Here is a 13,788-nt window from a genome sequence, read left to right as displayed (position 1 = left end):
TCTCGTTCTCATCACAACACGCTGCGTAAGCGATTTTTTTGGAAAGAGAATGATATGACAACGATTGACACAAACCCCGTACAGACCAGCAAGAGCTGGAATATTGGCCTGTGGGTCGCCCAAGCCTTATTGGCTGCGATGTTCCTGATGGCAGGTGCGACGAAGCTGATGTCCGGATCAGCCGAATTGGTGGCGATGGGCATGGGCTGGGCCGAAAACGCACCCTTCCTGCTGATCAAATTCATTGGCCTTGCAGAAGTCGCAGGCGGGCTGGGTCTAATCCTGCCTGCCGCCACACGCATCATGCCGCACCTGACGAAATGGGCTGCAGCCGGACTTGCCGTGATCATGGTTCTGGCCGCTGGCCTGCACATCACACGCGGCGAATTCGAAGTGGTGCCAGTCAACGTGATCCTGTTTGCACTGGCCGCTTTTGTAGTTTGGGGCCGCACGAACAAGGCGCCGATCGCACCACGCGCTTAATACACTCCAACGCGCTCCGGTTTCTCCCGCCGGGGCGCCCTTTCTTTTGCAATAGGTTGCCTTCCCATGCTCAATTCTGTGCTTGTCGCCAACACAAACCTTTCCCCGCAAGCCGACCGCCTGTCTTGGGGAGTGGTCGAACTTCAGGTGACCGACCTTGATCGCGCAGTTGCGTTCTGGAGCTCGGCCTTGGGCTTGATCAAACGTGATCACTCAGAGCCCGGCATCGCACTTGGCATCAGGGATCGCACGCTGATCGTCCTTCATCCTGGTGCGAAAACCCCTGTTAAAGCCCCCTTTACCGGCATGTATCACGTCGCAATCGGCGTGTGCAGTCAGGTGGAATTTTCCCGCATGCTTGCCCGTCTGATCCACCTGAACGTTCAGGTCGGGCCAACAGATCACTTGATGGCGAAATCGCTATACTTCCATGATCCTGATGGTCTTGAGATTGAGATCACCTATGAGACACCTGAACGGTTTAGTCATTTTGGGGATATGTCTAAGGCCCTGACTTTGTTCGATGTTGACGGCAACGCCCATTCTGGACGCGGACCGCTGGATGTGGGGGCCGAATTGGCTTATGCCGCAGGCGCAGACCCGATGGCACCGATGGCAGACGACAGTTACCTCGCGCATCTGCATTTCAAAGTGCCAGCACTTGAGCCTGCCCTGGACTGGTTCGAAACCCTTGGATTTGAGCGTCACCTGACGCTGGATGCTTGGGGCTTTGCCGATATGGGCGCGGGTGCACCCAACACGCACCGTTTGGCCATGAATATCTGGGCCGGCGCGAACAATCCTCCTATGCCGCAAAATATGGCTGGCTTGGTACATTACGAATTGTTCACACATGGCGAGATAATCGCTTCACCACATCTGCAGCAAGACGGCGATGCCTTGCGCGGAACTGATCCTGCAGGCGTCGCAGTTACGCTTCGCACTGCTAAATAGGAGAGCCCCATGACAAATGCCCCGTCATCCTACCGCCCTGCGCAGATCATTTTGCACTGGGTCGTTTTCGGTGCCATCTGGGTGCAATGGCTTTTCAACGAGCCGATGAAACGCACCATCGAAGCGATGCAGACAGGAGCGACACCCGTTGACGGCGATATGACCATGGCGTTGGTCCACGTCGGCTTTGGATCGGCAATCCTGCTAGCGGTGCTCGCACGGCTTTATCTGCGCTACCGCTTTGGTGCGCCGGGCCATGCTCCCGGGACATCTTCGATGCAAGCCAAGATAGCCACTTTTGTCCACTGGTCGCTTTATGGCACGCTGATTGCCATGGTGATCACCGGCGGCGTGACTTGGAACGGTGTCGCAGATCTGGGCTACGTCCATTGGCTTTTAAACCTTGTGCTGTTTGCCCTGATCACCGCCCACGCTGCTGCGGCCATTTTCAACCAGTTCGTGCGTAAGGACGGCACGCTGGCACGCATGGTCCCGGCCCTCAAGAAGTGAGGATATCGCCCGAGTTGCGACGGGAGCCCATGGCTCGGGCGTATCATTCTAATAAGCACATTTGATTGGACAGAATATGCAACGTTTTTTCGCCGCGACCTCGCCCTATCTCACATGGGCAGTGCTTGCCTCACTCGGGGTCATGATGACTTTCACCGCACTGACATCCGATGATCCGCGGATTTTCCACCAGCTTGTACACCCGTCCGGTGAAACCTCCGCACGGTTGTTGATTGTGCTGATGATGGCGACGCCTCTTGCAATGCTGTTAAAGGGTTGGCGCGGACCGCAATGGTTGAAACGCAACCGCCGTTATCTGGGGGTCGCCTCATTTGGCTATGCGCTGCTGCACACGATTTTCTACCTGCTGGATAAGGCCTCACTGACAACAGTTGTTGATGAATTGCCGCGCCTCTACATCTGGACTGGCTGGATCGCGTTTATCATCTTCGTACCGCTGGCACTGACATCAATGGATTACTTCGTGCGCAAAATGGGCACATGGTGGAAGTGGTTGCAACGGTGGACCTATGCCGCAGCGGTTTTGACACTAGTGCACTGGGCCGCATTGAACGATTGGGACGGCGCCGCAGCGGCCCTTGTCCACTTTGGCCCCCTGATCGCACTTGAGGCCTACCGTGTCTGGTACTGGTATCTGCGGCCGCGGCCCCAAGCTGCGGCCTTGCCGCAGCGGTAATACGCTCACTAATAGCCAATGTATGTCAGCGCCGGTCACAATTGCGGGGAATGAGTGCGCATTGCTGAACGCTTCGATCCGCTCTCGAAACGATTGAACTGCGGTTCTAGCCACGTTTTGCTGAGCAGAATACCAGGATATCTGAGCTGCTGTGCCGCCCGCTGCGCTCTCGAAGTGGCCACTACAGTCGACCTCGTGACAAGCGAATACATGATCCTGCTTGCGTTATAGTGATGGGAAAGGTCGCTTGGGACCCGTCGTGAGAGGTAGATGCCCAGTTTTACAAATGTGTAAGGGGCAGATTTGGTCTCCAGAATTGTCTACGCCTCCAGCGTCCAAGCGTGAAAACTGAAGGGAAACAGAGGCTTATCTGTATGAAATGGTGCCCAGGGGCGGAATCGAACCACCGACACGAGGATTTTCAATCCACTGCTCTACCCCTGAGCTACCCGGGCACCGGGATGTTGGCGCTGTGCGCCCGCATCGGGTAGCGGCGTTTTAGACGCGGGAAAGGGGGGTGTCCAGAGGGATTTGTTGGAAAAGCAGATCGCTAATGCGGTTTCTGCCTTTGTGCCGCGTCCAACTCCTGTTCAAGCTCTTCCAGATCCTCGGGATTGTCCGCAGGAATGGCGTAGGCCCCCGAAAACCATTTCGCCAAATCAATGTCCGCGCAGCGCTTTGAACAGAACGGACGGAATTCGGTTTCGGTGGGTTTGTCACAGATCGGGCAGGGCATCAGATGTCCTTGAACAGGTGTTTGGGAAAAGGCGGGCGCTCGCGTTTGCGCTGCAATTCAAACAGGCCCATCGGGGTCCAGCCCACCAAAGACGTCTCGATCGGGTCAGCCTTGAATGAGGCGCGCAGCGATTGTTCCACTTGTTTGCGGTGCGCCTTTGACATGGACACGAAATCCACCGAAATCTGCCCCGCGAGCCCCCGCAAACGCAAGGCACGCGGCAAAGCGCGGGCTGCCGCCAAATTCGCCTTCAGTGCAGCCGCAGGCGAGGTATCGTTGCCGGTGTTCACATCAACCGCGACCAACGCGCGCGTGGGCTCCACATACATATACCCTTCGCCCAAGACGACCTGTGGCTGGCTGAGTGCGCCCACCTGATCCAGCACGCCAAGATCGGCAAACGACCCTGCGCGCGTAATCACCTCTGCCGCACCCGTCCATTCGCGCCACGCCACCAAGTGCGGCCCGTCGCCTTCGGTCAGGGCCTCGGGCTCATTGCCGTCGGCATCTGCTAGCACCGCGTCGGCCAAAGCGACCATCGCAAGAATATCATCGGCAATCTCGGCTTCATCGGCGCCTGCGCAGGACGAACGCAGGATCAAACCATGCGGGCTGTCAAACACCTCATGTGCGACCGCCAAAAGCTCATCGCGCACATCTTCATCGGTGATCTGGCGCGAAATATTCAGCCCGGGCTTGCCCGGTGTTACAATCGCATAGCGGCTCTTGAACAACACGCGGTCCGTGACCGGCACAGCCTTGCCGTCCTCTGCAATACCCGTGACCTGCACCAGCATCGCCTGACCGGGTTTCAGGCCCTTCCCGTGCCGCAGAAATGCCGTTTCACCCGCGGGCAGGCGCAGCATCATGCCCCCCTGGCCCTTGATCGGCCGGTCACAGATTGCACGGAAGATCGCACCCGGGTGGGGGGCGTCTTCGTGATCAATCAGGATATCATCCAGCTTGCCATCCACCAGATAGGCAGCCGCCTCTATTTCGCCGATATGGTCCAGAACAATCATGCGGCCCTTCATGCGCCACCTCCATAAAGCACAACGCCCGCCGCTGTCAGCAGACCTGCTGTTTCGGTGAGCGGCAGACCAACGATGCCGGTATACGACCCGTTGATCCAGGGAATAAACGCACCAGCCGGCCCCTGAATGGCATAGCCTCCGGCTTTGCCGCGCCAATCACCCGACGCGAGGTAGGTATTCACTTCCGCGTCCGACAGTTGCTTGAAGGCCACTGTGCTTTGCACATCCTTCGTCCAGATCTGGCCGTCACGTTTTACCGCGAGTGCGGTGATCACCTTATGGCGCCGTCCTGACAGGGCAAAAAGAAACTGCGCGGCCTCTGCGGCATCTGCGGGTTTGCCCATGATCCGCCGCCCCAAGGCCACGGTGGTATCGGCACAGAGGACGACTTCATCCGCGCCAGCAGGCACAGCCGCCACTTTTTCCGCGGCAATCCGTTTGACGTAATCGCGGGGCAATTCACCCTTGCGCACGTCTTCATCAATATCGGGCGGGCGCACAGCGCTCGGCGTCAGCCCAAGCTGCGCCAACAGCTCTAGCCTCCGGGGGGAACCGGAGCCAAGAACAAGCTTCAAAGCGGGATCTGGCGGGAGGGTGGTCATCTATCAACATCCACCAGCGCGGCGGTGACTTGCGTGTTGCAAGTCCTTTTACCGCGCCGCGCGAAGCTGCACTTCACGTTACTTGAAGCGATAGTTAATCCGACCTTTGGTCAGATCGTAAGGTGTCATTTCCACCTGTACCTTGTCGCCAGCCAGAACACGGATGCGGTTCTTACGCATCTTTCCTGCCGTATGCGCGATAATCTCATGGCCGTTTTCCAGCTCGACCCGAAACGTCGCGTTTGGCAGAAGTTCTTTCACGACACCTGGGAATTCGAGCAGTTCTTCCTTGGCCATGTGATCTCCTATGTTTCACACCCGCATCAACAAGCGGGCGCCGCCTAGATGCGCCTGAATACAGTATTTTTCAAGGGTGAATCGTGAATATCTCGGCGATGTGCTGGCCGTGACGTGCACAAGCAACGCCGCCGCAGCCCGTCGCGCCCACCACATCAGGTGCTATCCTGCTTGTCGAAGGTTCATCTGCACGGGTCTTTGCGGCTGGGCTTGCTTTGTCTGGAAGCGTGACAGCAGGTCGTCCAGGATCGCCAATTCATCCGAAAGCCGTTTGACTTGCTCCGCACTCTCGTCTGAAAGGGTGGCAACATTCTGCACGCCAATGTCGATCGCGCGAATTGCGGATTCGATGTCCGACACGCTTTGTGATTGTTGCGTGGCCGTGCGGGCGATCCGGTCAACGGCCTCTGCCACAGTTGCCGCGCCGTGATTGATCGCATCCAGCGAGGCACCGGCAGTCTCAATCAAAGTGCGGCCCTTCATAACTTCTGTTTCACAACTGCGGGTTAGTTTCGCGATCTCTTTCGAGGCCTCTGCAGACCGGTTCGATAGGCTGCGCACCTCGCTTGCGACCACCGCAAACCCGCTGCCGGCCGCGCCCGCTCGCGCAGCCTCGACCGCGGCATTCAACGACAGCAAATTCGTTTGAAATGCAAACCCTTCAATGACTTCTGTGGTTTTTGAAACCTCTTTTGAGAGGGTTTCGATACGTTTGATTGCAGTGATTGTGTCCGCAACGATTCGGCTGCCCTCGCGCGATTTGTCCGCCGTCAGTGCAGCCTCTTCATCAAGTTCGCGGGTTGAATTGCTCGTGCCTGCGACCGCTTGCGATATCTGGCTGAGAGAGCTTGTGGTTTCCGCCAGCATATCCTTTTGCGCTTGCGCCTTTTGCTGCAACTGGTGCGCCCCGTTCTGCACAGCCCTGCCGACATCATGCAGCCGGACCGATCCGGACCGGATCGTATTCATTAGATCCTCCAGCCCCGCGAGCGTCTCGTTAAAGCTTGATTTGACGGATTGGTGTTGTGGCGCGACAGGATCGGAAATGCGTGCCGTAAGGTCACCTTCACGAAGTGCGGCAAGCCCTGCGACCAGCAACTGCATAATCCGGTGCGAGGCAGTAACGTCAGTGGCCAGTTTCACAACTTGGCTGACGTTGCCGTGCGCATCGCGAACGGGCGCATAAGAGGCGGAAATCCAGACCTCTTCCCCGGATTTCGAAATCCGTTTGAATTCGCCCGACGATATTTCTCCGCGCGCGAGGCTGGGCCAGAAGTCTTTATATGCGTGTGAATTTCTGTCGACCTCTGAGAGAAAGATGCGGTGGTGTTTGCCAATAATATCTGACGCGTCGTTATAACCCATCGTCGCAACAAAAGCCGCGTTTGCATTGACGATCGTGCCATCGGGCTCAAAGAAGATAATCGCTTGCGACTGATACGCCGCCGCAAGAACAGCGTCGTCATCAGCATTTCGTGCAAGTGACTTGGTCCAAAACATAATGTCATCACCTCGGGAGGAATTTCTCCCACCCATACAGAGGTGCAATTAAGCTTTGGTAAAAGTCACACGGATGCCGGGCCGAACCGTGACACAAGCTTCTCCGTGATTTGATCGCGGGTCTTGCGATAGCTGTCCAGCCGTGCATCGCGGCTCTCGCCCAGACCTGTGGGGTCAAGGATCGGCCAGTATTCGACGTCCAGATGATAGAACTGCGTCAGGTCAAGTGCGCGGCGCTGGCTTGCGGGCGACAGCGCCAGCACCAGATCGAACGATGACAGATCATCGCCCCAATCTTCCATTTCATCAAATGAGCGGGACCGGTGGCGTGACAGCTCGACACCCATTTCGGCACAGACAGCCACGGCAAACCCGTCAATCTCCAGATCATTCTTTACGCCAACCGACTGGATATAGCACTGTTTGCCATAGAGCTTTTTCATGATCCCTTCGGCCATGGGCGAGCGGACAGAATTGTGGTCACAGCAAAACAGCACCGACTGGGGAAGGGGTGCGTATGTGCTGTCTTGTGCCATTACCTAGCCCCCAAAGTGCAGCACGCAAATCAACGTAAAAAGCCGGCGGGCGGTGTCGATATCAACGTCGGCCTTGCCCTCCAGACGTTCCTGCAACACCCGTGCGCCTTCGTTGTGGATGCCGCGACGGGCCATATCAATTGTCTCGATCTGGCTGGGGGGCAGGGTTTTGACCGCGTCAAAATAGCTTTCGCAAATCTGGAAATAGTCCTTCACGACCTGCCGGAACGGCCCGAGCGACAGATGGAATTCACCGGCCACGCTGTCATCTTCTTGCTTGATATCAAAGACAAGTCTGCGTTCCTTGATGGAAAGTTCCAGCTTGTAGGGGCCGGGCGGCACATCGCGCCCTTCTCGCGCGGGCAGGGCAAAGCTGTTGTCTTCCAGCAGATCGAACATCGCCACTTTACGTTCCTGATCAATCTCGGGTGTTGGCGGCGGCAGATTGCGGTCGTCAATGTTGATATGGATGATCTTGCTCATGGCTCACCTCTGTTCAGGCGGTCGAGACGCGCGCGCACGGACAGGCCATGCGCTTCAAGGCTCTCCGATATTGCCAAACGTTCTGCCGCAGGCCCGATCGCGGCCAGCGCATCAGGGGTCATGCGTGAAAGGGTCGTGCGTTTGATAAAGTCCATGACCGAAAGCCCGCTTGAGAACCGTGCGGAACGGGCCGTCGGCAATACGTGATTTGGGCCGCCAATGTAGTCACCGATCGCCTCGGGTGTCCAACCCCCAATGAAAATTGCACCCGCATGGGTGATTTTCGCAGATAGCGCGTCAGCGTCAGCCGTGCAAAGCTCAAGGTGCTCTGGTGCAATCCGGTCAGACAGGCGCACGGCCTCGTCAAAATCCCTGACGGTGATGATGGCCCCGAAATCACGCCAGCTCGCACCGGCAATTGCGCGGCGTTCCAGCGTTTCCAGCCGCTTGTCGACGGCCGCCGCAACAGCCTGCCCGAAAGCCGCATCATCGGTGATCAGGATTGATTGTGCGCTTGCGTCATGTTCGGCCTGTGACAGCAGATCAAGCGCGATCCAGTCAGGATCATTGTCCTTATCGGCAATTACCAAAATCTCGGACGGGCCTGCGATCATATCAATGCCCACCTTGCCAAACACCCGCCGCTTGGCGGCTGCCACAAAGGCGTTGCCGGGGCCGGTGATCTTGTCGACCGGCGCAATTGTCTCGGTCCCGTAAGCAAGGGCGGCAATCGCCTGCGCGCCGCCGATCCGGTAAATCTCGTCCACACCGGCAATTTTCGCCGCCATCAACACCAGCGGATTGGTCACGCCGTCCGGTGTCGGCACGACAATGGCCAAACGCTGCACGCCTGCCACTTTTGCAGGAATCGCATTCATCAAGACCGATGACGGATAAGATGCCGTTCCCCCCGGCACATAAAGTCCCGCTGCCGACACAGGCGTCCAGCGCCACCCCAATGTTGCACCGTCGGGGTCGGTCCACTGCGCGTCTTCGGGCATCTGGCGGCTGTGATAGGCGCGGATACGGTCAGCGGCGAGCTGCAACGCGGCGCGATCGGCGTTATCTACCTTGGCACATTCCGCCGCAATCTCTTCGGGCGTGAAACGCATGCTTTGCGCGGTCAGGTCGAGCCGGTCAAACTTTGCTGTCAGTTCCAGCACGGCCGCATCGCCGCGCGTGCGCACATCCGCGATAATCTCTGCCACGACATGATCCACATCGGGGCTGTCTTCGCGCTTTGCGCTCAGGATCGCGGCAAACCGGGCCTCGAAATCGGGATCAGTGGTGGATAGAAACTGTGGCATCGGCATTCTCCTTGGCGCAGGACATAGCGTTCAGGGCAGGGGGCATCAATAGAGCACGGCGCCGTCCCGGATTTGATCCGGGACCTCGACCGCGTTGCATGCCAAAGGCCCCGGATCAGGTCCGGGGCTCTGTGGCGCTATTCGGGATGCGACGGCGCCTTTTTTGACGGCGCGAAGTAAGGCCGTGTGACGTCGCGCAACAGCACCTCCAGGGCCTCAACCTCCAAGGCAATCGCGCCATCGCCCGCAAGGGTCAGCTCCACACGGCCGGTGCCATCTTCACCGGGCTGAAACGCAATCGCGAGCAGCGAATACACCATATCCGCATCGGCCTTATCCACGCCTTGGGTCTGGACCTTCAGCACGTCTTCCACAGCCAAAACCGACTGCACACGCTCATAGCTGCGCTTGCGCTTCTCCGCCTTCGGCGCGTCTTCCCAGCGAAAACGGTTGAGCAAAATCGCAAAACGCCGCGCCTTGCGATCCCATTTCATCTCGGCTGCAGGAAACACCGCATCCTGCACCAGTGCGGCAATCACCGCCAGATCCTCGGTATCCAGCGCCTTCAGGCGTAGAGGCGCCTCGCGCCCGTCCTCAAACGTTGCATCTGCACTCATGCCGACACCCGCTCAATTCGGGCACCGACACCGCGCAGCTTTTCCTCGATATGCTCATACCCGCGATCAAGGTGATAGATCCGGCTGACGGTTGTTTCGCCCTCTGCGGCCAAACCTGCAAGGATCAGCGACACCGAGGCGCGCAAATCCGTCGCCATCACCGGCGCACCTTTCAGGCGGTCCACACCGCGCACCGTGGCGACACCCCCATGCACCTCGATATTGGCCCCCATACGGATCAGCTCTGGTGCATGCATAAAGCGGTTTTCAAAGATCTTTTCTTCCAGCACTGACGTGCCGTCAGCGGTACAGAGCATCGCCATCATCTGCGCCTGCAAATCGGTAGGAAAACCGGGGAACACTTCGGTCGTCACATCCACCGCCTGCGCACGATCCGTGCGGCGTTTGACCTTCAGGCCGTGGTCCGTCTCGCTCACATCCACACCGGCGGCATCCAGTTTTTCAACAAATGAGCCCACCAGATCAAGGCGTCCGCCCAGACACTCCACTTCACCACCCGCAAAGACAGGCGCCAGCATATAGGTGCCAAGCTCGATCCGGTCGGTCACGACAGGGTGGGTCGCAGCACCCAAACGGTCCACACCTTCGATGGTAATCGTGCTGGTGCCTTCGCCCTCGATGTGGGCACCCATGCTGCGCAGGCATTTGGCCAGATCGACGATCTCGGGCTCGCGTGCGGCATTTTCGATCACTGTGGTGCCTTTGGCCAAGGTCGCTGCCATCAGCACGTTCTCGGTCGCCCCCACAGAGGCAAAGCGCAACGGCACCCGCGCGCCCTTCAAACCGCCGGGGGCTTTGGCATGCAGATAGCCGTCTTTCAATTCAATCTCTGCCCCCATCGCCTCAAGTGCTGTGACATGGATATCCATCGGGCGCGCGCCGATGGCACAGCCGCCGGGCAAGGAGACAATCGCCTGATGATGCCGCGCCAGAAGCGGGCCCAACACAAGGTTCGAGGCACGCATTTTGCGCACGATTTCATAATCCGCAGTGGTCGATGTCATGGCATGGCTGGACAAAACCTGCACCTTGCCATCCTGCATCGAGGTCACTTCCACACCCAAAGACCGCAACAGGGCGGTCATCGTCGCGATGTCCGACAGGCGCGGGGCGTTGGTCAGCGTCAATGGCTCTTCTGACAACAACGTTGCAGGCATCAGTGTCAGGGCGGCATTCTTGGCCCCCGCAATCGCAATTTTGCCGTTCAGCGGAGTGCCGCCCGTGACCACGATAGAATCCATGCTGCCTACTCTTTCTCTTCACCGGACGGGGCCGCCGCCCGCGCGCGTGCCTGCGCTTTGCGTTTGGCCATATTGGCCTTCAACGCCGCCTTCAACCGGTCTTCGCGGGTTTGGACGCTCTTTTCGCCTTTGGGCTTTGTCTGTTTGTCGCTCATAGGGGTGGTCTTATCAATACCCGCAAAAACCGTCCAGAGAGGGCTTGCACCAAGGTGCGATTGCCGCTAATTCCCCGCCTCACGGATGCTGTGGTAGCTCAGTGGCAGAGCACACCCTTGGTAAGGGTGAGGTCGAGAGTTCAATCCTCTCTCACAGCACCATCCCCCTGATATGCTAGAACTGCGATGAAATCGTCAGGCTCGCTGAAAATGTCGTGCGATCGAAACGGCTGACGTTGCTGTCTGTGCGGTTTGCGTCGATCCGCAGGCCGGGGGTGAAGCCTGCATAGGATATCTGCGGAAAGCCGATATCGGCATTGGCAAAAACCGTGCGGTCCTGACGGCCGCCTGTGACGGCAAACAACAGGTTGTAATCAGGATAATCGCTCCAGCGGAATCCCCCGCCAAGGCCAAGGGTGATCGGCCCCAACGGTTCAGCCCAGCGATAATTCCCGCTCAGCGTCAGATCCCGCGATGTGTAGTTTACGTTGTCGCCCTTGTTATCAACCAGTGTGATGTTGCCACCGATACGGTCGCGGCTTGCGAGTTGGCGCGCAAGGCCAGTACCAACTGTCACGCGGTTGACTTCGCCAATACCCACGTTCTGATAGTCCAGCCGTTCCCGACCAACCGAAAAAGATAATACAGTCTGGGCATTCAGCGGCACCTGACGGTCGATACCCAAACGCCAGATGTCGTAGTATTCGTCGTCGACAACCTGCGCACCTGAAGGCCCACTCAGGTCGCGATATTCGTAAAGTCCGCGCGTCGCACGCAAGGAAAGCGTGCCGTTTTCGAGCGCACGCTCATGGCGCAGGGAAACTTCGGAGTAATCGGTTGTGAAAGCTTCATCGGGGATGTCGATGTCGTCAGTGATGCGCACACGTGTGCCGCGATATTGCGCGCCGACGGTCGTGCGGCTCTGGCGCGATTGGTGCAGGCGATAATTGGTGTTGAACGCAAGGACTGCGCGCCATCCCGAGATGGCCTGCGCATCGGCTGACAATGTGCCGGTCGGGTTTCCAGGTGCGGTCGAGGCTTCATCTTCGGCCCCGCCATTCACGTTGTTTGAAGGCGCGAGCGAAAATGAAAGCCCCGTAGACCACGGGTTCAGACGGCTCACGCCACGGGCGTCATTCAGAGTGCGGTTACGCTCTTGCTCATTGGGTGCAACCGTCAGGGCGCGGCGCAACCAGAATGTGGCAAGCGTATAGCGCTGGTCATTTGCGGCGGCCAAGGCGGTCAGGCGGGCGGCCTCGTATCTTTGTGCATCGTTTTGGGACACGGCAAAGGCGCGCGCACCTGCGGCACGTCCACGGGCGGCATCGCCCAGCCGCGGCGCGGCGGCTGCAATAACGATCAGGGCGGTGCGGTCATCGGGGCGCTGGGCTAGAACGGCCTCTGCGATTTGAAGGGCAAGGGCGGGGTCGTCTGACAACAGCGCCTGTGTCGCAATGTTGCGCGCTTGGTCGATGCTTAAATCAACTGTCGTTTGCGCATAAGCGCTGGCCCCCAGAAGGGCCAGCGCGATTGTAAGACATATATGTTTCATCTACTGCCAGTTCGCTCACGGCGCGGAAAAACAACTCGCTGGTTCACATTGCCCGATAACGAACAGGCCGTACTCCTGCAAATTTGACGTATCCACACCCTCTTCAAAGATATCTACGTATGCGCCATCACCTAGCGCAACGATACCGCCAACGTAAGTGGCATCATCGCCACCGAAGGCGCCGCTATAGGTACCAACGCCGGTCAGGTCACCCAACTCGACTGAACCGTTAAACGTGCCATCAGCTGCAATATCAGTTGCGATCAATACGACATCTTCCAAATCTTGAAATCCGTTACCGATGTCGACCTGACGTCCATAAATCGTGCCTTCCGTCGCGTTATCGGTAAAATCTGCGATCAAATATACGGAGCCGACGACCTCACCTACGCCAAATGGTGTGACAGCATCAGGAGCGCCGCCACCGGGGGGCAGCGGGCTACCCACATTTACCAGACCTGCGTAATTGCCACTGTAGTATGAAAAACCACTGGCAGGCGCGGAGAAATCACCCTGTTCCAGAACGGCTCCGCCAAAGAAGCGGTTAAACTGGCCACCATCCATCGTCACAATCGCGACAAGCTCGTTTTCTTCCGAAGATGACCCGGCAATTGCGGTGAACGCTCTGTTGATCGAGGTTTCCTGCTGGTCATAGCGCGCATAACCGTTCACATTGCCTGTCAACGCATACTCCTGAATGGCATCTTCACCGTCCAATGCAACGACCACGGTCACCACACCGTCTTCCAGCGTGCCCGAGTCTACATCACCCAAAGATGCTGTAGGACCACCATCACTCCCAGCACCACCGCCGGTATCGGGCTGCTCCACCTCATCATTTGTCGCCGCGCTACGATCATTACATGCCGCCAGCAAAGCGAGAGTGGAGACTAAGTACAGCATTCTTTTCATTGGATTTCCTCTCTGGAAAAGGGTCAAAACTGCGCACCACTATTCAGCATGTCCGATCGGATGCAAGATGCAAATGATGCAATTGTAGGTAGTGTTGCTTTCGGGTTTTGTCGCAGGCCGCCATTTTCTATAGTGGCGCAACTTTATCCCG

The 13,788-nt window shown here is 57.9% G+C and carries 18 protein-coding genes and 2 tRNA genes; 5 read left to right on the top strand and 15 right to left on the bottom strand.

Translation table 11 applies throughout. The features are described from left to right. Positions 1-54: 54 nt before the first annotated feature. The 4 genes from B0B09_RS06905 (at position 55) to B0B09_RS06890 (ending at position 2,644) form a co-directional block, all read left to right on the top strand. On the top strand, positions 55-483 hold the full coding sequence (locus B0B09_RS06905; protein ID WP_076658962.1) for a DoxX family protein: 429 nt from the start codon (positions 55-57) through the stop codon (positions 481-483). 66 nt (positions 484-549) lie between these two features. Next, a complete protein-coding gene (locus B0B09_RS06900; RefSeq protein WP_076658961.1) occupies positions 550-1,437 on the top strand; it encodes a VOC family protein in 888 nt (295 codons plus the stop codon). Between the two features lie 9 nt (positions 1,438-1,446). After that, positions 1,447-1,947: a cytochrome b gene (locus tag B0B09_RS06895; protein ID WP_076658960.1), complete on the top strand. Its 501-nt coding sequence runs from the start codon at positions 1,447-1,449 to the stop codon at positions 1,945-1,947. Positions 1,948-2,023: 76 nt separating this feature from the next. Further along, positions 2,024-2,644: a protein-methionine-sulfoxide reductase heme-binding subunit MsrQ gene (locus B0B09_RS06890; protein WP_076658959.1), complete on the top strand. Its 621-nt coding sequence runs from the start codon at positions 2,024-2,026 to the stop codon at positions 2,642-2,644. Positions 2,645-2,679: 35 nt separating this feature from the next. On the opposite strand, the gene B0B09_RS18195 is transcribed toward B0B09_RS06890, so the two are convergent. The 13 genes from B0B09_RS18195 to B0B09_RS17910 form a co-directional block, all read right to left on the bottom strand. Next, the gene (locus tag B0B09_RS18195) at positions 2,680-2,916 is read right to left on the bottom strand and encodes a DUF6538 domain-containing protein (RefSeq protein ID WP_311135458.1); all 237 of its coding nucleotides are present in this window, start codon (positions 2,914-2,916) and stop codon (positions 2,680-2,682) included. Between the two features lie 108 nt (positions 2,917-3,024). Further along, positions 3,025-3,099 (bottom strand) — tRNA-Phe (locus tag B0B09_RS06885). Positions 3,100-3,194: 95 nt separating this feature from the next. Further along, positions 3,195-3,380, bottom strand: a complete 186-nt coding sequence (locus B0B09_RS06880; RefSeq protein ID WP_076658958.1) for a DNA gyrase inhibitor YacG — start codon at positions 3,378-3,380, stop codon at positions 3,195-3,197. Next, the gene (locus B0B09_RS06875) at positions 3,380-4,414 is read right to left on the bottom strand and encodes a ribonuclease E/G (RefSeq protein ID WP_076658957.1); all 1,035 of its coding nucleotides are present in this window, start codon (positions 4,412-4,414) and stop codon (positions 3,380-3,382) included. Before B0B09_RS06875 ends, B0B09_RS06880 begins: the two co-directional genes overlap by 1 nt. Beyond that, the gene (locus B0B09_RS06870) at positions 4,411-5,016 is read right to left on the bottom strand and encodes a Maf family protein (RefSeq protein ID WP_076658956.1); all 606 of its coding nucleotides are present in this window, start codon (positions 5,014-5,016) and stop codon (positions 4,411-4,413) included. Before B0B09_RS06870 ends, B0B09_RS06875 begins: the two co-directional genes overlap by 4 nt. Positions 5,017-5,094: 78 nt before the next feature. Next, complete coding sequence (gene infA, locus B0B09_RS06865) at positions 5,095-5,313, bottom strand: translation initiation factor IF-1 (protein ID WP_007205486.1); 219 nt, start codon at positions 5,311-5,313, stop codon at positions 5,095-5,097. A gap of 162 nt (positions 5,314-5,475) precedes the next feature. Next, entirely contained in the window at positions 5,476-6,813 is a 1,338-nt protein-coding gene (locus B0B09_RS06860) for a methyl-accepting chemotaxis protein (RefSeq protein WP_076658955.1), read from the bottom strand. Positions 6,814-6,878: 65 nt separating this feature from the next. Beyond that, complete coding sequence (locus B0B09_RS06855; RefSeq protein ID WP_055296551.1) at positions 6,879-7,349, bottom strand: arsenate-mycothiol transferase ArsC; 471 nt, start codon at positions 7,347-7,349, stop codon at positions 6,879-6,881. 3 nt (positions 7,350-7,352) lie between these two features. Continuing rightward, on the bottom strand, positions 7,353-7,832 hold the full coding sequence (locus B0B09_RS06850) for a UPF0262 family protein (RefSeq protein ID WP_055296553.1): 480 nt from the start codon (positions 7,830-7,832) through the stop codon (positions 7,353-7,355). Then, positions 7,829-9,139 carry a histidinol dehydrogenase gene (gene hisD / locus B0B09_RS06845; protein WP_076658954.1) on the bottom strand — a complete coding sequence of 437 codons (1,311 nt, stop codon included), beginning with the start codon at positions 9,137-9,139 and terminating at the stop codon, positions 7,829-7,831. The genes B0B09_RS06850 and hisD overlap by 4 nt, the downstream gene beginning before the upstream one ends. Before the next feature lie 137 nt (positions 9,140-9,276). Beyond that, entirely contained in the window at positions 9,277-9,756 is a 480-nt protein-coding gene (locus tag B0B09_RS06840; RefSeq protein WP_076658953.1) for a DUF2948 family protein, read from the bottom strand. After that, positions 9,753-11,018, bottom strand: a complete 1,266-nt coding sequence (gene murA, locus B0B09_RS06835) for a UDP-N-acetylglucosamine 1-carboxyvinyltransferase (protein ID WP_076658952.1) — start codon at positions 11,016-11,018, stop codon at positions 9,753-9,755. Before murA ends, B0B09_RS06840 begins: the two co-directional genes overlap by 4 nt. Positions 11,019-11,023: 5 nt before the next feature. Then, a complete protein-coding gene (locus B0B09_RS17910) occupies positions 11,024-11,173 on the bottom strand; it encodes a hypothetical protein (RefSeq protein WP_165689302.1) in 150 nt (49 codons plus the stop codon). A gap of 87 nt (positions 11,174-11,260) precedes the next feature. On the opposite strand from B0B09_RS17910, the gene B0B09_RS06830 reads away from it, so the two are divergent. Further along, positions 11,261-11,335: transfer RNA gene (locus B0B09_RS06830), tRNA-Thr, on the top strand. A gap of 13 nt (positions 11,336-11,348) precedes the next feature. On the opposite strand, the gene B0B09_RS06825 is transcribed toward B0B09_RS06830, so the two are convergent. Next, positions 11,349-12,725, bottom strand: coding sequence for a surface lipoprotein assembly modifier (locus tag B0B09_RS06825; protein ID WP_076658951.1), 1,377 nt, complete (start codon positions 12,723-12,725; stop codon positions 11,349-11,351). 15 nt (positions 12,726-12,740) lie between these two features. Further along, positions 12,741-13,637, bottom strand: a complete 897-nt coding sequence (locus B0B09_RS06820) for a hypothetical protein (protein WP_131825007.1) — start codon at positions 13,635-13,637, stop codon at positions 12,741-12,743. Positions 13,638-13,788 lie beyond the last annotated feature (151 nt).

The sequence above is a fragment of the Yoonia rosea genome (genome assembly GCF_900156505.1).
Taxonomy (GTDB): domain Bacteria; phylum Pseudomonadota; class Alphaproteobacteria; order Rhodobacterales; family Rhodobacteraceae; genus Yoonia; species Yoonia rosea.
The sequence above is the reverse complement of the archived record's forward strand: the minus strand, read 5'-3'. Positions and strand labels throughout refer to the sequence as shown.

Excerpts from the sequence above, each read along its gene's own strand:
- B0B09_RS06820 (WP_131825007.1), bottom strand. The coding sequence starts at position 13,637 with ATGAAAAGAATGCTGTACTTAGTCTCCACTCTCGCTTTGCTGGCGGCA.
- B0B09_RS06840 (WP_076658953.1), bottom strand. The coding sequence starts at position 9,756 with ATGAGTGCAGATGCAACGTTTGAGGACGGGCGCGAGGCGCCTCTACGC.
- B0B09_RS06870 (WP_076658956.1), bottom strand. The coding sequence starts at position 5,016 with ATGACCACCCTCCCGCCAGATCCCGCTTTGAAGCTTGTTCTTGGCTCC.
- B0B09_RS06855 (WP_055296551.1), bottom strand. The coding sequence starts at position 7,349 with ATGGCACAAGACAGCACATACGCACCCCTTCCCCAGTCGGTGCTGTTT.
- infA (WP_007205486.1), bottom strand. The coding sequence starts at position 5,313 with ATGGCCAAGGAAGAACTGCTCGAATTCCCAGGTGTCGTGAAAGAACTT.
- B0B09_RS06850 (WP_055296553.1), bottom strand. The coding sequence starts at position 7,832 with ATGAGCAAGATCATCCATATCAACATTGACGACCGCAATCTGCCGCCG.
- hisD (WP_076658954.1), bottom strand. The coding sequence starts at position 9,139 with ATGCCACAGTTTCTATCCACCACTGATCCCGATTTCGAGGCCCGGTTT.
- B0B09_RS06895 (WP_076658960.1), top strand. The coding sequence starts at position 1,447 with ATGACAAATGCCCCGTCATCCTACCGCCCTGCGCAGATCATTTTGCAC.
- B0B09_RS06905 (WP_076658962.1), top strand. The coding sequence starts at position 55 with ATGACAACGATTGACACAAACCCCGTACAGACCAGCAAGAGCTGGAAT.
- B0B09_RS06825 (WP_076658951.1), bottom strand. The coding sequence starts at position 12,725 with ATGAAACATATATGTCTTACAATCGCGCTGGCCCTTCTGGGGGCCAGC.
- B0B09_RS06890 (WP_076658959.1), top strand. The coding sequence starts at position 2,024 with ATGCAACGTTTTTTCGCCGCGACCTCGCCCTATCTCACATGGGCAGTG.
- B0B09_RS17910 (WP_165689302.1), bottom strand. The coding sequence starts at position 11,173 with ATGAGCGACAAACAGACAAAGCCCAAAGGCGAAAAGAGCGTCCAAACC.
- B0B09_RS06860 (WP_076658955.1), bottom strand. The coding sequence starts at position 6,813 with ATGTTTTGGACCAAGTCACTTGCACGAAATGCTGATGACGACGCTGTT.
- B0B09_RS06900 (WP_076658961.1), top strand. The coding sequence starts at position 550 with ATGCTCAATTCTGTGCTTGTCGCCAACACAAACCTTTCCCCGCAAGCC.
- B0B09_RS06875 (WP_076658957.1), bottom strand. The coding sequence starts at position 4,414 with ATGAAGGGCCGCATGATTGTTCTGGACCATATCGGCGAAATAGAGGCG.
- B0B09_RS06880 (WP_076658958.1), bottom strand. The coding sequence starts at position 3,380 with ATGCCCTGCCCGATCTGTGACAAACCCACCGAAACCGAATTCCGTCCG.
- murA (WP_076658952.1), bottom strand. The coding sequence starts at position 11,018 with ATGGATTCTATCGTGGTCACGGGCGGCACTCCGCTGAACGGCAAAATT.